12 protein-coding genes are annotated in these 15,421 nt (G+C 74.3%); 3 read left to right on the top strand and 9 right to left on the bottom strand.

Going from position 1 to position 15,421, the window contains the following annotated elements:
- Window positions 1–24: 24 nt before the first annotated feature.
- The 3 genes from ATM99_RS10775 to ATM99_RS10765 all read left to right on the top strand — a co-directional run bounded on the left by ATM99_RS10775 (window position 25) and on the right by ATM99_RS10765 (window position 3,537).
- A complete protein-coding gene (locus ATM99_RS10775; RefSeq protein ID WP_062102918.1) occupies window positions 25–1,947 on the top strand; it encodes a glycoside hydrolase family 127 protein in 1,923 nt (640 codons plus the stop codon).
- Between the two features lie 148 nt (window positions 1,948–2,095).
- Entirely contained in the window at window positions 2,096–2,536 is a 441-nt protein-coding gene (locus ATM99_RS10770; protein ID WP_062102917.1) for a hypothetical protein, read from the top strand.
- A gap of 20 nt (window positions 2,537–2,556) precedes the next feature.
- Window positions 2,557–3,537 (top strand): DUF2891 family protein, encoded by a 981-nt coding sequence (locus tag ATM99_RS10765; protein WP_082659602.1) that lies wholly within the window; start codon window positions 2,557–2,559, stop codon window positions 3,535–3,537.
- Between the two features lie 100 nt (window positions 3,538–3,637).
- Here ATM99_RS10765 and ATM99_RS10760 read toward each other — a convergent pair whose 3' ends face one another.
- From ATM99_RS10760 to ATM99_RS10725, 9 genes are all read right to left on the bottom strand, one after another.
- Entirely contained in the window at window positions 3,638–5,119 is a 1,482-nt protein-coding gene (locus ATM99_RS10760; protein ID WP_062102915.1) for an endo-1,4-beta-xylanase, read from the bottom strand.
- Window positions 5,120–5,236: 117 nt separating this feature from the next.
- Entirely contained in the window at window positions 5,237–7,342 is a 2,106-nt protein-coding gene (locus ATM99_RS10755) for an RICIN domain-containing protein (protein ID WP_062102922.1), read from the bottom strand.
- A gap of 184 nt (window positions 7,343–7,526) precedes the next feature.
- Entirely contained in the window at window positions 7,527–9,074 is a 1,548-nt protein-coding gene (locus tag ATM99_RS10750) for a glycoside hydrolase 43 family protein (protein ID WP_223304992.1), read from the bottom strand.
- A 67-nt stretch (window positions 9,075–9,141) separates the two neighbouring features.
- A complete protein-coding gene (locus tag ATM99_RS10745; RefSeq protein WP_082659596.1) occupies window positions 9,142–10,971 on the bottom strand; it encodes a cell wall metabolism sensor histidine kinase WalK in 1,830 nt (609 codons plus the stop codon).
- Window positions 10,968–11,141 (bottom strand): hypothetical protein, encoded by a 174-nt coding sequence (locus ATM99_RS19325; protein ID WP_190278817.1) that lies wholly within the window; start codon window positions 11,139–11,141, stop codon window positions 10,968–10,970. The genes ATM99_RS10745 and ATM99_RS19325 overlap by 4 nt, the downstream gene beginning before the upstream one ends.
- A complete protein-coding gene (locus ATM99_RS10740; RefSeq protein ID WP_082659594.1) occupies window positions 11,138–12,628 on the bottom strand; it encodes a glycosyltransferase family 2 protein in 1,491 nt (496 codons plus the stop codon). The genes ATM99_RS19325 and ATM99_RS10740 overlap by 4 nt, the downstream gene beginning before the upstream one ends.
- Entirely contained in the window at window positions 12,625–13,353 is a 729-nt protein-coding gene (locus ATM99_RS10735; RefSeq protein WP_062102914.1) for a PHP domain-containing protein, read from the bottom strand. Before ATM99_RS10735 ends, ATM99_RS10740 begins: the two co-directional genes overlap by 4 nt.
- Window positions 13,350–14,318 carry an ATP-grasp domain-containing protein gene (locus ATM99_RS10730; RefSeq protein WP_062102913.1) on the bottom strand — a complete coding sequence of 323 codons (969 nt, stop codon included), beginning with the start codon at window positions 14,316–14,318 and terminating at the stop codon, window positions 13,350–13,352. The genes ATM99_RS10735 and ATM99_RS10730 overlap by 4 nt, the downstream gene beginning before the upstream one ends.
- Window positions 14,315–15,406 carry a response regulator gene (locus ATM99_RS10725; RefSeq protein WP_062102912.1) on the bottom strand — a complete coding sequence of 364 codons (1,092 nt, stop codon included), beginning with the start codon at window positions 15,404–15,406 and terminating at the stop codon, window positions 14,315–14,317. The genes ATM99_RS10730 and ATM99_RS10725 overlap by 4 nt, the downstream gene beginning before the upstream one ends.
- Window positions 15,407–15,421: the final 15 nt, after the last annotated feature.

The following is a 15,421-nucleotide window of genomic DNA, read 5'->3' as shown; positions in this document are numbered from 1 at the left end:
ACCGAACCACCCCCGGAGCTCGTCATGCCCTCGTCCGAGACCGTCGACCTGCGCGTCGGCACCCACCAGCACGGCCGCCCGGCCGTCCCGTCCCGCGCCCGCTGGCGCCCGCTCGGCCTCGACGAGGTCGTCATCACCGGCGGCTTCTGGGGCGACCTGCAGGCGCTCAACGCGCGCACGATGATCACGCACGTCGAGGGCTGGCTCGAGCGGCTGGGCTGGACGGGCAACTTCGACGCGGCCGTCGAGGGACGGCTGCCGCTCGACCGTCAGGGGCGCGAGTTCTCCGACTCCGAGACGTACAAGCTGCTCGAGGCGATGGCCTGGGAGGTCGGACGCACGGGCGACGCCGACCTCGACCGGCGGCTGCGGGCGATCGCGGCGCGCGTGGCCGCGGCGCAGGAGCCCGACGGCTACGTCTCGACCATGTTCGGCCGGCCGGGGCAGCGTCCGCGCTGGTCGGACCTCGAGTGGGGCCACGAGCTGTACTGCATCGGGCACCTCGTGCAGGCGGGCGTGGCCCGGGCCCGCACGTTCGGCGACGACGAGATCGTGCGCGTCGCGATCCGCGCGGCCGACCTGGTGTGCCGCGAGTTCGGCCCCGACGGCCCGCAGCAGGGAGTGTGCGGCCACCCCGAGATCGAGGTCGCGCTGGTCGAGCTGTACCGCGTGACCGGTGAGCGTCGGTACCTCGACCAGGCACGGCTGTTCGTCGAGCGGCGCGGGCACGGCGTGCTCGGCGAGATCGACTTCGGCCCGCAGTACTTCCAGGACGACGTGCCGGTGCGCGAAGCCACCGTGCTCGACGGGCACGCCGTGCGGGCCCTGTACCTCGCGTCGGGCGCCGCGGACCTCGCGGTCGAGGACGGCGACGACGAGCTGCTCGCGGCCGTCACCGGGCAGGTGCTCACGACGCTCGCGCGGCGCACCTACCTGACCGGCGGCATGGGTGCGCACCACGAGGGCGAGTCGTTCGGCGCCGACTTCGAGCTGCCGCCGGACCGGTCGTACTCGGAGACGTGCGCGGGCATCGCGTCGGTCATGACGAACCACCGCCTGCTGCTGCAGGACGGCGACGCGCGGCACGCCGACGCGGTCGAGCGCACGCTCTACAACGTCGTCGCGACGTCGCCCGCGCAGGACGGCCGGGCGTTCTACTACACGAACACGCTGCACCAGCGCGTGCCCGGCCGTGAGGTCGCGCCGGACGAGGTGAGCCCGCGCGCGGCGTCGAGCCTGCGCGCGCCGTTCTTCGCGGTGTCGTGCTGCCCGACCAACGTCACGCGCACGGTCGCGACGCTCGGCACGTACGTCGCGACGGTCGACGACGACGGCGTGCAGCTGCACCAGTACGCGCCGGCGACGGTGCGCACCGAGCTGACGGCGGGCCGCACGGTGGCCCTCGAGGTGACGACCGCCTACCCGCACGACGGTCGCGTGACGGTCCGCGCGGTCGAGGCGCCCGCGGGCGGCTGGACGCTCACGCTGCGCGTCCCCGCGTGGGCGCAGGGCGCGAGCGTCACGCTCGCCGACGGCACGTCGCAGCCGGCGGCGCCCGGGTACGTCGCGGTCCCCGGGCCGGCCGCCGGGCAGGAGGTCGTGCTCGACCTGCCGGTGCGCGCCCGCTGGACGTTCGCGGACCCGCGCGTCGACGCGGTGCGCGGGCAGGTCGCGGTCGAGCGCGGGCCGCTGGTCCTCGCGCTCGAGTCCACCGACCTCGGGCAGGACGTGGCCGCGGCCGTCGTCACGACCGACGCCGCACCCGTCGAGCGCGACGGCGCGGTGCTCGTCCCCGTCGCGACGCGCCCGCTGCCCGACGTGACGTGGCCCTTCGGGGACGCCCCCGCGCCCGGGCCCGACGCGCCGCGGCTCGTGCCGCTCGTGCCGTACCACGCGTGGGCCGAGCGCGGGCCGTCGACGATGCGCGTCTGGCTGCCGACCCTCTGACGCGGTCCCGACGCCCGCGGCGCCGCCCCCACCCGGGCGCACCGCGGGCGTCGGCGCGCGCACGACCTGCCGCGCCGCGACCGCCGCCGTAGCCTGGGACCGGCCCGGTCGTCCGGTCGGACCGAGCCGACCCCGAGGCAGGACGCGCATGGCGACCCACGACGGCGACCGCACGGCGGGCCGCGTCGCCCGCACGATCGGGCGCGTGGTGCTCGGCGGCTTCCTCGCGTTCGCGGGCACGAGCCACCTGACGTTCGCGCGCGAGGAGTTCCAGGCGCAGGTCCCCGCGTGGGTGCCGGTGGGCACCGACGCCGTGGTCGTCGGGTCGGGGGTCGTCGAGATCGCGCTCGGCACGGCCCTGGTCGTGGCGCCGCGCCGCTACCGGCCGTGGGTCGGCGCGGCCGCGGCGGCGTTCTTCGTCGCGATCTTCCCGGGCAACGTCGCGCAGTACCTCGAGGGCAAGGACGGCTTCGGGCTCGACACCGACGCCAAGCGGCTCGCACGGCTGCCGTTCCAGGGCCTGCTCGTGGTGTGGGCGCTGTGGTCGACCGGCGCGTGGCGCGCGTGGCGCGCGCACCGGCGGCGCTGACGCCGCGAGAGGGTGGGGGCGTGACGCACCTCGCCCCGCCCCCGCCCGACCGCTACGCCGCCGTCGTCCGCGCGAACCTCACGACCCCGTGGCCGTACCACCTCGTGCACATCGCGGGGTCGCCCGACGACGTGCGCACGCCCGCCGAGCTGTACCCCGCGTTCCACACGTCGTTCGACTGGCACTCGTGCGTCCACATGCACTGGCTGGGCGTCGAGGTGCTCGCGGCGGGCCACGAGGACGACGCGCTGCGTGCGCTGCTGTCGGCGAACCTCACCCCGGAGCGGGTCGCGGGCGAGGTCGCGTACCTGCGCGCGCACCCCGCGTTCGAACGGCCGTACGGCTGGGCGTGGGCCGCGCGGCTCGCGGCGTCGTGCGCGGCGTCCGCCGCGGCCGGCGACCCCGCCGCGGCCGCGTGGGCCGAGGCGACCGCCCCGCTGGCCCGCACGGTGCTCGACCTCGTGGTGCCGTGGGTCGCGCGCACCGAGCACCCGGTGCGGCACGGCGTGCACTCGAACACCGCGTTCGGGCTCGCGCTGCTGCTCACGGCGGCCGACGACCTCGGGCACGACGCCGCCGCCGACGCGCTGCGCACGCACGCGCGCCGCCTGTACGGCGCCGACCGCGACTGGCCCGCGGCGTGGGAGCGCAGCGGGCACGACTTCCTGTCCCCCGGCCTCGCCGAGGCCGACCTCATGGCCCGCGTGCTGCCGCCCGCCGAGCTCGCCCCGTGGTTCGGCGCGTTCCTGCCCCGGCCGGACGACCTCACCGCGCCCGCGCGCGTGGTCGACCCGACCGACGGGCACGCCGTGCATCTCGACGGCCTCAACCTCTCGCGCGCCGGGGCGCTGTTCCGCCTCGCCCGCGCGCTCGACGACCCCGCGCTGCGCGACGCGGGCGACCGGCTGCTCGCCGCGGGCCTGACCTCGCTCGCGAACGACGACTTCGTGGCGACGCACTGGCTCGCGTCGTTCGCGTGGGACGCCGCGACGAGCCGCTGACGCGGGTCCGCGCGGGCGCCGGGGCCCGACGGCGCGTGCCCCCGGACGCGGGGCCGCCCCCGCACCGTCGACCCGGTGCGGGGGCGGCCGTCTCTCGACGTCAGCCCACGCGCACCAGCTGCCACTGCTGGTTGGCGCCGTTCCAGCCGTCGTACTGCACGACGTTCGCGCCGTCGGCGGTCGACGCGCCCTGCACCTCGAGCACCTTGCCCGAGTTCCGGTTCTGCAGCGTCGCGTAGCCGTTCGCGATCGTCACGTTCCACTGCTGGTTGGTGCCGTTGACGTCGGGCCACTGCACGATCTCGCCGCCGTTCGCGGTCGAGAAGTTGTACACGTCGAGCACCTTGTTCGACAGCCGCGACTTCAGCCGGTACCCGCCGTTGCCGGACGCGACGAACTGCCACTGCTGCTGGTTGCCGTCGTTGCGCGACCACTGCACGATGTCGGCGCCGTCCGCGGTCGACAGGTTGTACACGTCGAGCGCCTTGCCGCTGTTGCGGTTGACGAGCACGTACCAGGCGCTGGTGTCGATCGACGTCGAGCCGCCGTTGTTCCCGCCGCCGTTGCTGCTTCCCGCGTTGAGCGCGTTGAGCGTCGAGGTGTACGCGGCCTTCTTGTTGCCGTTGCCGTCGAACAGCAGCGGGTTCTTGCCCGTGCGCCACGAGTCGGTGTCCCGCACGCCCCACACGGTGATGCCGGTGCAGCGGCTCACGGCGAGGCACGCCTCGACGACCTGGCGGTAGGCGTTAGCCTGGTTGGAGCCCTGCTCGATGTCGAGCTCCGTGATCTGCACGTCCACGCCCAGGTCGGCGAACCGCTGCAGGTTGGCGCGGTAGTCGCTGGGGATCGTCGTGCCGAAGTGCGACTGGAAGCCGACGCAGTCGATCGGGACGCCACGCGCCTTGAAGTCGCGGACCATGGTGTAGACGCCCGTCGACTTCGGGTTGATCGAGTCGGTGCCGTAGTCGTTGTAGCAGAGCTTGGCGCCGGGGTCGGCGGCGCGGGCGGCGCGGAACGCGGCCTCGATCCAGTCGTTGCCGGTGCGCTGCAGGTTCGAGTCGCGCCGCGAGCCGCGACCGTCGTCGGCGAACGCCTCGTTCACGACGTCCCAGGCGTAGATCTTGCCCTTGTAGTGCGTCGCGACCTGCGTCACGTGGTTGAGCATCGCCTGGCGCAGGCCGCTGCCCTCCATGCTCTGCATCCAGCCGGGCTGCTGCGCGTGCCACGCGAGCGTGTGCCCGCGCACCTTCTTGCCCTTGCCGAGCGCGTAGTTCACGATGCGGTCGCCGTTGGTGTAGCTGAACTGCCCCCGGTTCGGCTCCGTGGCGTCCATCTTCATCTCGTTCTCGGCCGTGATCATGCCGAACTCACGGTCGACGATCCCCATGTAGGTGGAGTCGTTCATGCGACCGGCCGCGACCGCGGTCCCGAAGTAGCGGCCCTTCTCGGAGGCCGCGGCGTGCAGCGTGCTGCCGGCCGCGACCGCGGGCGCCGACAGCGTCAGCGTGAGGGCCGCGGCGACGCCGGCGGTCAGCAGTGCCGCCGCCCTGCGCCGGCCCGTGGTGCGTGGTGTCGTGCTCACCGGATCTCCTCTGGGTGGGTGGGTCGACGCGCGGGCGCGCCGGGGGTGACGCGCCGCGTGCGGGCGCGCCGGACCGGACCGGCGGCGCACGCCGCCGGCACCGGCCGGGTCGAGGGGTCAGGGCGTCGTGAGGTCGAACCGCCGTACGGTGACGGCGCCGCCGAGTGCCTGCGTCGCGTGGTTGAAGACGCCGAACCGGTAGCCCATGAAGAACTGCCAGTCGGCGTTGAGCGTGAATGCGGGGCCCAGCGGCGTGAACGTGCGACCGTCGGTGCTCCACGAGAACGTCGCCTGCCGGCCCGAGCCGGGCCGGATGTCGGCGGTGACCCGCAACCACACCCGTGTGCCCGGCAGCGCGGCCGAGGCCCGCTCGGTGCCCGTGCCCGTGGTGTTCCAGGACGAGTCCATCGTCAGGCCGTCGGTCATGACGACCCGGCGCGCCCCGTCGGAGCCCCGGACCACGCCGATCCACGCCGAGGACTGCCGCAGCATCGCCAGGCCCGTGCGGTCGCCGTTCGCCATGCCCGCGACGTCGAGCTCGACGGTCGCGGTCGACGACGGGCCCTGGACCCGGTGCGTCAGCGTGTTGCGCGCGGCGTACAGGTCGCGTGTGACGCTCGCCGTGCGCAGCGTGAGCCCGTCGGACACCGTGAACCGCGACGTGTCGGGGTTGTGGTTCCACTCCCACTGCGGCCCGAGCCGCGTGCCGGCGAACGTGTCGGTGCCGGTGAGGGGCTTGACGGTGCGGGTCGTGGTGATGTTCGGGCGGGGGTACGTCGCACCCCAGCGGCCGTTGACGGTCTGGACCGACGGCCAGCCGTTGCTCCAGGTGATCGGCGCGAGGGTCGGCATGCGTCCGCCGGGGTAGGCGTCGGTGAACGCCATGTACCACCAGTCGCCGTTCTGGGTCTGCACGATCCCGCCCTGGTGCGGGACGCCCCCGCCGGCGATCGGTCCGGGCAGGTCGAGCAGCACCTGCCGCTGCTCGTAGGGACCCCACGGCGAGGTCGAGCGCAGCACGTACTGGCCGTTGGCGGGCCGCGTGAGCCAGATGTAGTAGTAGCCGTCCTTCTTGTAGAACCGCGCACCCTCGAGGGTCCCGACGTTCGAGGGCGTCTGGTACACCTGCTGCGCGCGCACCTGCTGCGTGCCGTCGGCGTTGAGCTGCGCGACGCTGATGGTGCCGTTGCCGTACGCGACGTACATGGTGTCGTCGGTGTCGACCAGCAGCCCGGCGTCGTAGTAGCACTGGTTCATGCGGGCCTTCTTGGTCCACGTGCCGTCCACCACGGACGCGGTGTAGACGTACGTGCGGTTGAACTCGGTGCAGCCGTACCAGTAGTACGTCTGGTTGCTGGCCCGGTAGCCGAGGGTCGAGGCCCAGATGCCCTTGACGTAGCGGTGCCCGCCGACGAGGTCGTAGCGCTGGTCGTCGAAGTCGAGGCGCGGCACCGAGTGGCCCGCGAACTCCCAGCTCACGAGGTCGTAGGAGCGCAGGATCGGGGCACCCGGCGAGTAGTGCATGGTCGACGCCGAGTAGTAGTACGCGTCGCCGACGCGGATGATGTCGCCGTCCGCGAAGTCCTGCCACACCGCGGGGTTGGTGAACGACCCGCCGGCCGGCGGCGTCGTCGGGGTGGGCGTCGGGGTCGGCGTGGGGGTGGTCCCGCCGTCGGCGCGCACGAGCTGCCACTGCTGGTTGGCACCGCCCCAGCTCGTGTACTGCACGATCTCGGCGTCGTCGGCGGTCGAGGCGTTCTGCACCTCGAGCGCCTTGCCCGAGCTCCGGTTGACGAGCGTGACGTACCCGCCCGCGACGTCCTGCAGGCGCCACTGCTGGTGCGCTCCCCCGTTGTCGGACCACTGCACGACGCGGGCGCCGTCGGCCGTGGAGGCACCGGTCACGTCGAGGACCTTGCCCGAGTGCTGCGACACGACGCGGTACCAGCCACCGCCCGCGTCGACGAACCGCCACTGCTGGTTGGTGCCGCCCGAGCGGGTCCACTGCGTGAGCCGCGCGCCGTCGTTCGTCGCGAACCCGTACACGTCGAGGGCCTTGCCGCTGCCGCGGTTGACCAGCACGTACGTCGCGCCGGTGTCCGGGGTCGCGGCCGACGCGGGGGTCGCCGCGACGGTCGCGAGCACGCCGGCGGACACCGCCGTGACGAGCGCGAGCAGCGCGCCGAGCGCGCGTCGGGGGCGGGCGGGGCGAGGGAGGGACATGGCGTGCTCCTCGGGCGGGCGCACCGCCGACGACGTCGTGTGATCGTTCACACCACGTCGCACGACGTCGGTGTCGTGCACGGCGGGATGGCGTCATGCTGCCCACGGCGCGCCGCCGCCGACAAGACCTCACGCGGTGTCGAAGCGTTTCACCTCGCGTGCGGGCTCACGGCACGGACGCGGCTCACGGCGTCGCGAGCTCGAACCGCCGCACCGTCGCGGTCCCGCCGAGCGCGACGGTCGCGTGGTGGACGATCCCGACGCGGTACCCCATGAAGAACCGCCAGTCGGCGTCCAGCGCGAACGCCGGGCCTAGCGGCGCGAACGTCCGGCCGTCGGCGCTCCACGCGAAGGCCGCCCCCGCACCGCCGGGCCGCACGTCGGCCTCGACGCGCAACCACACGCGCGTGCCCGTCAGCGGCGCCGACGCGCGCTCGGTGCCGGTGCTCACGGTGTCCCACGACGCGTCCATCGTCAGGCCGTCGGTCATGACGACCCGGCGTGAGCCGTCCGCCTCGTGCCGCACGCCCACCCAGGCGGACGTCTGGCGCAGCATCGCGAGCCCCGTGCGGTCGCCGGGCAGCGTGCCCGCTAGGTCCAGCTCGACCGTGACGGTCGAGGTCGGGCCCTGCAGCCGGTGCGTGAGCGTGTTGCGCGCCGCGTACAGGTCGTCGGTGACCGTCGCGGTCGTGAGGTGCAGACCGTCGTCCACCGTGAACCGCTCGACGTCGGGGTCGTGGTTCCACTCCCAGCGCGGCGCGAGCCGCGGACCGGGGAACGTGTCCGCCCCCGTGAGCGGTGCGACCTCGGGACCGGGCCCGAGCGCGGGACGCGGGTACGTCGTGCCCCACCGGCCGTCGACCGTGCCGAGCACCGGCCAGCCGTCCTCCCACGTCACGGGCGCGAGCGTCGGCATGCGGCCGCCCGGGTAGGCGTCGGTGAACGCCATGTACCACCAGTCCCCCGCGGGCGTGCGCACGAGCCCGCCCTGGTGCGGCACGCCGCCGCCCTCGAGCGGCCCCGGCAGGTCGAGCAGCACCTCGCGCAGCTCGTAGGGCCCCCACGGCGACGCCGAGCGCAGCACGTACTGCCCGTTCGCCGGGCGCGTGAGCCAGACGTAGTACGTCCCGTCGACCTTGTAGAACCGCGCCCCCTCGAGCACGCCGATGCTCGCGGGCGTCTCGAGGACCACCTGCGAGCGGACCTCGCGCGTCCCGTCGGCGCTGAGCTGCGCGACGCTGATCGTGATGTTCCCGTACGCGACGTACAGCGTGTCGTCGTCGTCGACGAGCAGCCCCGCGTCGTAGTACGGCGTCTCGAGGCGCGCGCGGCGCGTCCACGGCCCCTCGACCGCGGGCGCCGTGAACAGGTACGTACGGTCCTGCTCGACGCACCCGTACCAGTAGAACGTCGCGTCGCTCGGGCGGTAGCCGAGCGTCGACGCCCAGATGCCCTTGACGTACCGGTGCCCGCCGACCAGGCCGTAGCGCTCGTCGTCGAAGTCGAGACGCGGCACCGAGTGGCCCGCGTGTTCCCAGTGCACGAGGTCGTACGACCGCAGGATCGGCGCCCCGGGCGAGTAGTGCATGGTCGACGCCGAGTAGTAGTAGACGTCGCCGACGCGGATGACGTCGCCGTCGGCGAAGTCCTGCCAGACCACGGGGTTCGTGAACGACGCCCCTGCGGGCTGCCGGTCGGCGGGCGGGGGTGTCGTCAGGACGTCGTCGGCCACCGGAGCATTCTGCCCCGCCCGCGCGGCACCCGGGTGCGGGCGTCCGCCGTGCGCACCGCGCAGCGGGTCAGGCCGGCGGCCGGGCCGGCAGCGCCACCGTGAACGTCGTGCCCTCCCCGACCGCGCTGGTGACGCCCACGTGCCCGCCGTGCGCCTCGACGACCGCACGCGTGATCGAGAGCCCCAGCCCGACCCCGGGCACGGCACGACGTGTCGCGGTGCTCGCGCGGTAGAACCGCTCCGTCAGGTGCGCGAGCTCGTCGGGTGGGATGCCCACGCCGGTGTCGCTCACCGCGAGGCGGCCGCCGCCGTCGGGCTGCGGGCGCACCACCAGACGCACCGTGCCGCCGCGGTCGGTGAACTTCACCGCGTTCGCGACGAGGTTGTCGACCGCCTGCCCGAGCCGCAGCGGGTCGCCGTCCAGGGGGGCCGGGTCGAGGTCGCCCTCGAGCGTGATCCCGGCAGCCGCGGCGGCGGGCGCCGCCGTCGCGAGCGCCGCTTGCGCGACCGCCGCGAGGTCCACGGGCTGCGGCGAGATCGCGAACGTGCCGGCGTCCATCTGCGCCGTCAGCAGCAGGTCGCTGACCAGGCGCAGCTGGCGGCGCGCGTTGCGGTCGATGATCTGGAGGTACTCGCGCTGGTCGGCCGTCAGCTCGTCCGCGTCGTCGAGCAGCAGCTCGACGTACCCGAGCACCGCCGTCAGCGGGGTCCGCAGCTCGTGGCTCACGAGGCCGACGAACTGGTCCTTGAGGCGGGCCGCCTCACGGTCGGCCGTCACGTCCGTCGCGACCACCACGTAGCCCACGACCGTGCCGTCGTGATCGGTGCGGCGCGTCACCGCGGGGTGCACCGTGACGTGCGTGCCGTCGCGGCGCACGTACGTCCAGTCGCGCACGTCCTTGCCGGACGCCGCGCGCGGCGCCAGCACCGACCGCAGCAGCGTGGGGTGGTCGGAGGCCGCCGGGGGCGCGCCGTCCTGCGGGTCGCGCTCGAGCAGCTCGTCGAGCACGTGGAACTCCGTGAGGAACCGACGGCCGACCACCTCGCCCTGCGCGTACCCGAGCAGCCGCTCCGCACCGGCGTTGAACACCTCGACGCGACCGTCGGCGTCGGTCGCGATGATCGCCTGCTCGGTCGCCGAGTCGATCACCGACACGAGCTGCTCGTGCGCGGCGCGGCGCAGCTCGATGGACCGCGCGAGCACGCTCGCGGCCTCCTGCGTGCGGCGCAGGGTGTCCGCCTGCTCGGCCTGCAGACGCGCGAGGACCTTGTTGCGCTGCCGCAGCCGCGACGTCGCCTCCTGCACGACCAGACCGATGATCAGGGCGATCGCGGCGACGAAGAGGCTGCGCACCACGACCGGCTGCGACGGGTGGGTCGTGGGGCTGAGCGCGAGCCCGACCAGCACCGTCGTGGCGGCACCCAGCGTGCCGAGCATGACCCCGACCATGCCGCCGCGCGCCGCGAGGGCGAGGGCCGGCAGCAGGACCATGCCCGCGAACGGCGAGGTCAGGCCCCCGGACCCCTGACGCAGCGACGCCACGGCCACGAACTGCAGGAGCGCGAGCGCCTCGGGCGCCCACGACGGCAGGCGGTCCCACGGGACGAACGCCGCCAGCACCAGGCACGCGATCGTCGTGCCTGCGGCGAGCCCGACGGCCGGACCGGAGGTCGCGTCGATGCCCGGGGAGAGCAGCGCGAGCAGCGCGAGGGTCATGAGGATCGCGAACGGCAGCTGCCGCTCGACCACCGAGGCGCCCGAGCCGAGGTACCGGCCGACGGCGCCGAGGTAGCGCAGCTCCTCCGGTCCCACACCTGCGCCCTTCACGTCGTCCCCGTCGGGAGCGACCTCGGCCAGGGCGGCGGCGTCCGCGTCGTCGCGGCGGTGCGGGCTCATCGCAGGGCCGCGACGACCAGGACGACCAGGACGGTCAGCAGCGCGGCGCACGCACCGGCGACCGTGAACCAGCGCTCGGCGCGACGGTTGGCCGCGATCTCGTGGACGAGGTCGTCGTCGGTGAGCCGGGCCCACCCCTGCGGACCGTCGGCGTGCCGGTGTGCGTTCATGCCGTGACCCTGCCCGTCTTCTCGGTCTTGTCCCACGTCTGCGCCGCTCCGCGCCACTCCCGCACGTACGCGTCCAGTGTGATGGCGCACAGCAGCGGTCCGTAACCCACGAGGTACAGCAGGGGCCGCGACGTCCAGCCCAGCAGCCGCGTGCCCTCGACGTCGCGGATCAGCCGCGCGAGCACCATCGACAGCACCGGCCAGGAGTACAGCAGCAACGTCCACGCCTCGACGCCCGCGGGCGTCAGCGTGATCCCCAGCCACGCGGGCACGGTGTCGAGCCAGAACCCGGGTGTCGCGGAGGCGACGATCAGCACGAGCGCCCCCACGCCCGGGAACATCAGCCCCTCGAACCACGAGCGGCGCGCGGTGTCGAGGTCGACCAGCAGCGTCGTGATCGTGATGAACAGGTACGTGCCGAGCCCGAACCACCACAGCTGCCCGAACAACGTCTGCGCGGTGCCCGGCGACACGAAGTACAGGCCGATGAACCCCGTGGACGCCGCGACGAGCGTGAACGGCAGCGCGAACACCGAGAACCAGACGAGCCCGAAGTCGAGCCGCCCCAGCCGGTGCCCGCGCGCGGGCCGGAACCACGTGCGGCGGAACCGCGCCGTGATCTGCACGTTGCCGCGCGCCCACCGCACGCGCTGCTTCCACAGCGCGCGCACCGAGTCCGGCTCCTCGGCGAGCACGACGGCCTGGCCGTCGAACACGACCGTGCGCCCGTCGAGCTGCGTGAGGAACGTCGAGAACGTGTCCTCCGCGAGCGTCGAGGTGTCGATGCGGCCGCCGATCGCCTCGAGGTTGGCGCGCGTGTGCAGCTGCGCACCGCCCGCGAGGCACGCGACGGCGCCCATGACGTTCTGCGCGCGGCGCGCGCACGCCTGCGCGGTGACGTACTCGTACCCGATGAACCGGGCGACGGCACCGGGCCGCCCGCTGCCCTCGCGGATGTACGCCGTCACGGCGCCCACCTGCGGGTCCGCGAGGTGGCGGGTCATGCGGCGCAGCGAGTCGGGCCGGTAGATGACGTCGGCGTCCATGATGAGCAGCGCCTGCATCCAGTCGTCGCGCAGCAGGTGCTCGATGCCGTGGTTGAGCGTGTGCGCCTTGCCCTGGCCGCCCTGCTCGCGCCGCAGCAGGTGGATGCGCCCCGGGTGCTCGGCGGCCTTGGCACGCACGACGTCGGGCGTGTCGTCGGTGCTCGCGTCGTCGACCACGTACACGCGCAGCCGGTCCGCCGGGTACTCCAGGCGCATGAGCCGCTCGAGCGACGCCGCGAGCACGGCGCCCTCGTTCCAGGCGGGAACCACCACGGCGACGCGCGGCAGGTGCGGGGCCGCGTGCCGCAGGTGGTTGCGCAGGCCGTGCACGGGCACGAGCAGGTACTGGTAGATGCCGCCCAGCGCAGGGACGATCCCGACGACGACGAGCACGACCAGCAGCGTGACGAGCGCGTCGTGCCCGATCGCGGGCCAGCTCACGCGGTCCCCTGCGCGCCGCGCAGCCAGCGGTACACGCCGACGTCGTCCGCGTGGTGCGCGTCGGTCGACGCGACGAGCACGACGCCCGCGGCGCGCCACCGCTCGACGACGCGGGTCCCCGGGCAGCGCCACTTCTCGTTGACCTCGACGGGCGTGCCGGTCGCGACGAGCACGTCCGCGAGCGCGTCCAGCAGGTCGTCCGGCACGTCGTCCTCGGCGATCCCGACCTTCGGCAGGATCGAGAACGGGTGCGCGAGCTGCGCGCGCCCCGTGCGCTCGACGGCGCGCAGCGTGCCGGTGACGACGAGCTCGACGACGTCGGCGCGCGTGACGCGGCCCTCGTCGAGCAGCCGCAGGGTCGTCGACGGGCTCCACGGCCCGTCCGTGCCGGGGACCTGGTGGTCGGCGAGCAGCACGCGGTCGGCGCCGCCCGGCGTCCCGAGCGCGGCGAGCACGTCCGGCGGCGCGTCGACCGTCCCGGCGACGTCGAGGACCTTCGCCTCGACGCCCGTGAGCACGCGCAGCCCGTCGACCGGCGGCAGCGCCGCGATCGCGGCGAGCATGGCGGGCACGTGCGTCGACGACGCGCGGACGTGGTCGACCATGCGGATCTCGCGCAGGCCGACGCGGCGCGCGGCCTCGAGGTTCTCGGCCGGGGTGCTGCGGGCGTCGTCCGAGAACGTCGAGTGCACGTGGTGGTCGCCGTCGAGGCGGGGCGCGCTCATGGGGCGGGCAGCACCTCGTCCACGGGGAGGAAGACGTCCTCGAGGTAGCGCACGTTGGCGAGCTCGGCGTGCTCGACGTGGCGCGGGACGGGGCGCCCGAGCACGTCGTCGAGCAGCAGCGACGGCATGTCGACGCCGGCCGCGATCGTCAGCGGCATCGCCCCGGGGAACCGCGGGTTGACCTCGAGCAGCGCGGGCACGCCGTCGGCGTCGCGCTTGAGCTGCACGTTCGCGACCGAGGTCAGGCCGACGGCGCGGGCCACGGCGGTCGCGGTCGCGACGAGCTCGTCGTCGTGCAGCGTCACGCCCGCCACCGCGACACCCGAGTCGACGCGCAGCCGCGCGCGCGGCACGGCGGCGACGACGTGACCCGTCGAGTCGGCGAACACGTCGACGGAGTACTCCTGGCCGGGCAGGAGCTCCTGGACCAGCAGGTCGTCCTCGTCGTGCACGGCGTCGAGCTCGCGCTCGGAGGCGACGGTCCGCACACCACGGGATCCCGCGCCGCGGCGCGGCTTGACGATCACGGGGAACTGCCACCCGGACAGCGCCTGCGGCGTGCCGAGGAGCTCGGTGCGGGGCACGCGCAGGGCACCGGTGCAGGCGTGCGCGAGCGCGAGCTTGTCGAGGCACGTGTCGAGCGTGCGCAGCGACGGCGCGGCCAGCGACGTCCCGGCGGCGGCGAGCTCGTCGCGCACGGCGGCCAGCCGCGGCAGCTCGACGTCGACGGTGGGGATCAGCACGTCCACCCGGTCGTCGGCGCACGTGCGCCGCACGGTGTCGACGAACTCGTCGGCCCGCCCCGCGGGCACGAGGCGGCGCGCGTCGGCGGGGACGAGGTAGAGCCCGCTGGCCCACCGGTCCATGTCGGCGGCGAGGACCTCGACGTCGCCACGGCGCAGCAGCGAGCGGATCACGGCGACGCCGGCGGGCCCACCGGCCCCGGTCACGAGCACGCGCGTCATGCTGTCCCCTCCCCTGCCGCCACCTCGGGCAGCGTCGCTGCGGCGGCGATCCCCGCCGTGGACGTGGTGGCCGCGAGCCCGGACAGCATCGCGGCGGCACGCACGGTCTCGAGCGGCTCGGCGTACGTCCCGGTGCCGAAGCGTGACCAGTAGCGCGCCGTGGCGCGGACGACGTCGGGCGCCATGTAGTCGCGGTGGGCCTGCGACGCGAACGCCGCGAGCATCTCGAGCTTGGTCTCGACGAACCCGTCGACGGGCACGAACCGGCTGGGCCGGTAGTCGATCGTCGACGACGGGCTCTGGAAGCACGCGAGCGCGGGCACGCGCCGCGTCGCGACCATCGTGGCCTCGTGCACCGCCCGGTGGTCCTGGTGCCGGTCGTGCGAGGAGTGCGTGTAGACCACGGTCGGGCGCACCTCGCGCACGGTGTCCTCGATGACGGTGATGAGGCCCTGCGCCGGGTCCATGCGGGTGTCCTCGAAGTCGTGCAGGTACAGCCGGGCGCCGATGACCCCGGCGGCGGCGAGCGCCTCGTGGCGGCGGGCGTCCGCGTCACCGCCGACGGCACCGCCCGAGAGCGTGAGGATCACGACGGTGTCGCCCGCGGCGCGGTGCGACGCGAGCGTGGCACCGACCCCGATCTCGACGTCGTCCGGGTGCGCGCCGACGGCCAGCACGACGTCCCGGGCGCCTGCGGCGTCCCGACGGCGGCGAGCCTCGGCGGCGAGCCCGGTGACCTTCTCGAGCAGCAGCGCGGCGGTCACGGGCTTGACGAGGAACTCGTCGGCGTCGCGACGCAGCGCCTCGACCGCGTAGTCGACCGACGCGAACGCCGTCATGACGGCGACGGGCACGCCGGGCGCCTGGCCGCGCAGCTCTCCCAGCAGCTCGAGCCCGCTCATGCCGGGCATCTGGATGTCGGTGAGGATCACGTCCGGCGTGCTGCGGGCGACCTCGGCGAGCGCCGACACCGCGTCCCCGCACACGGTGACGTCCATGCCGCCGCGCCGCTCCAGCACGGCGCGGAAGAAACCCGCCGTGTCGGCGTCGTCCTCGACCACGAGAACCTTCGTGCGTTGCTCGGCCACTGCCGACCTCCTAGC

It is taken from the genome of Cellulomonas sp. B6, from assembly GCF_001462455.1.
GTDB lineage: Bacteria > Actinomycetota > Actinomycetes > Actinomycetales > Cellulomonadaceae > Cellulomonas.
Note: the sequence above shows the minus strand (reverse complement) of the source record. Positions and strands in the feature narration are given on the sequence as shown.

What these genes read in the sequence shown, in the direction of transcription:
- ATM99_RS10745 (WP_082659596.1), bottom strand. Translation starts at nt 10,971, where the DNA reads ATGAGCCCGCACCGCCGCGACGACGCGGACGCCGCCGCCCTGGCCGAG.
- ATM99_RS19325 (WP_190278817.1), bottom strand. Translation starts at nt 11,141, where the DNA reads ATGAACGCACACCGGCACGCCGACGGTCCGCAGGGGTGGGCCCGGCTC.
- ATM99_RS10775 (WP_062102918.1), top strand. Translation starts at nt 25, where the DNA reads ATGCCCTCGTCCGAGACCGTCGACCTGCGCGTCGGCACCCACCAGCAC.
- ATM99_RS10755 (WP_062102922.1), bottom strand. Translation starts at nt 7,342, where the DNA reads ATGTCCCTCCCTCGCCCCGCCCGCCCCCGACGCGCGCTCGGCGCGCTG.
- ATM99_RS10735 (WP_062102914.1), bottom strand. Translation starts at nt 13,353, where the DNA reads ATGAGCGCGCCCCGCCTCGACGGCGACCACCACGTGCACTCGACGTTC.
- ATM99_RS10770 (WP_062102917.1), top strand. Translation starts at nt 2,096, where the DNA reads ATGGCGACCCACGACGGCGACCGCACGGCGGGCCGCGTCGCCCGCACG.
- ATM99_RS10730 (WP_062102913.1), bottom strand. Translation starts at nt 14,318, where the DNA reads ATGACGCGCGTGCTCGTGACCGGGGCCGGTGGGCCCGCCGGCGTCGCC.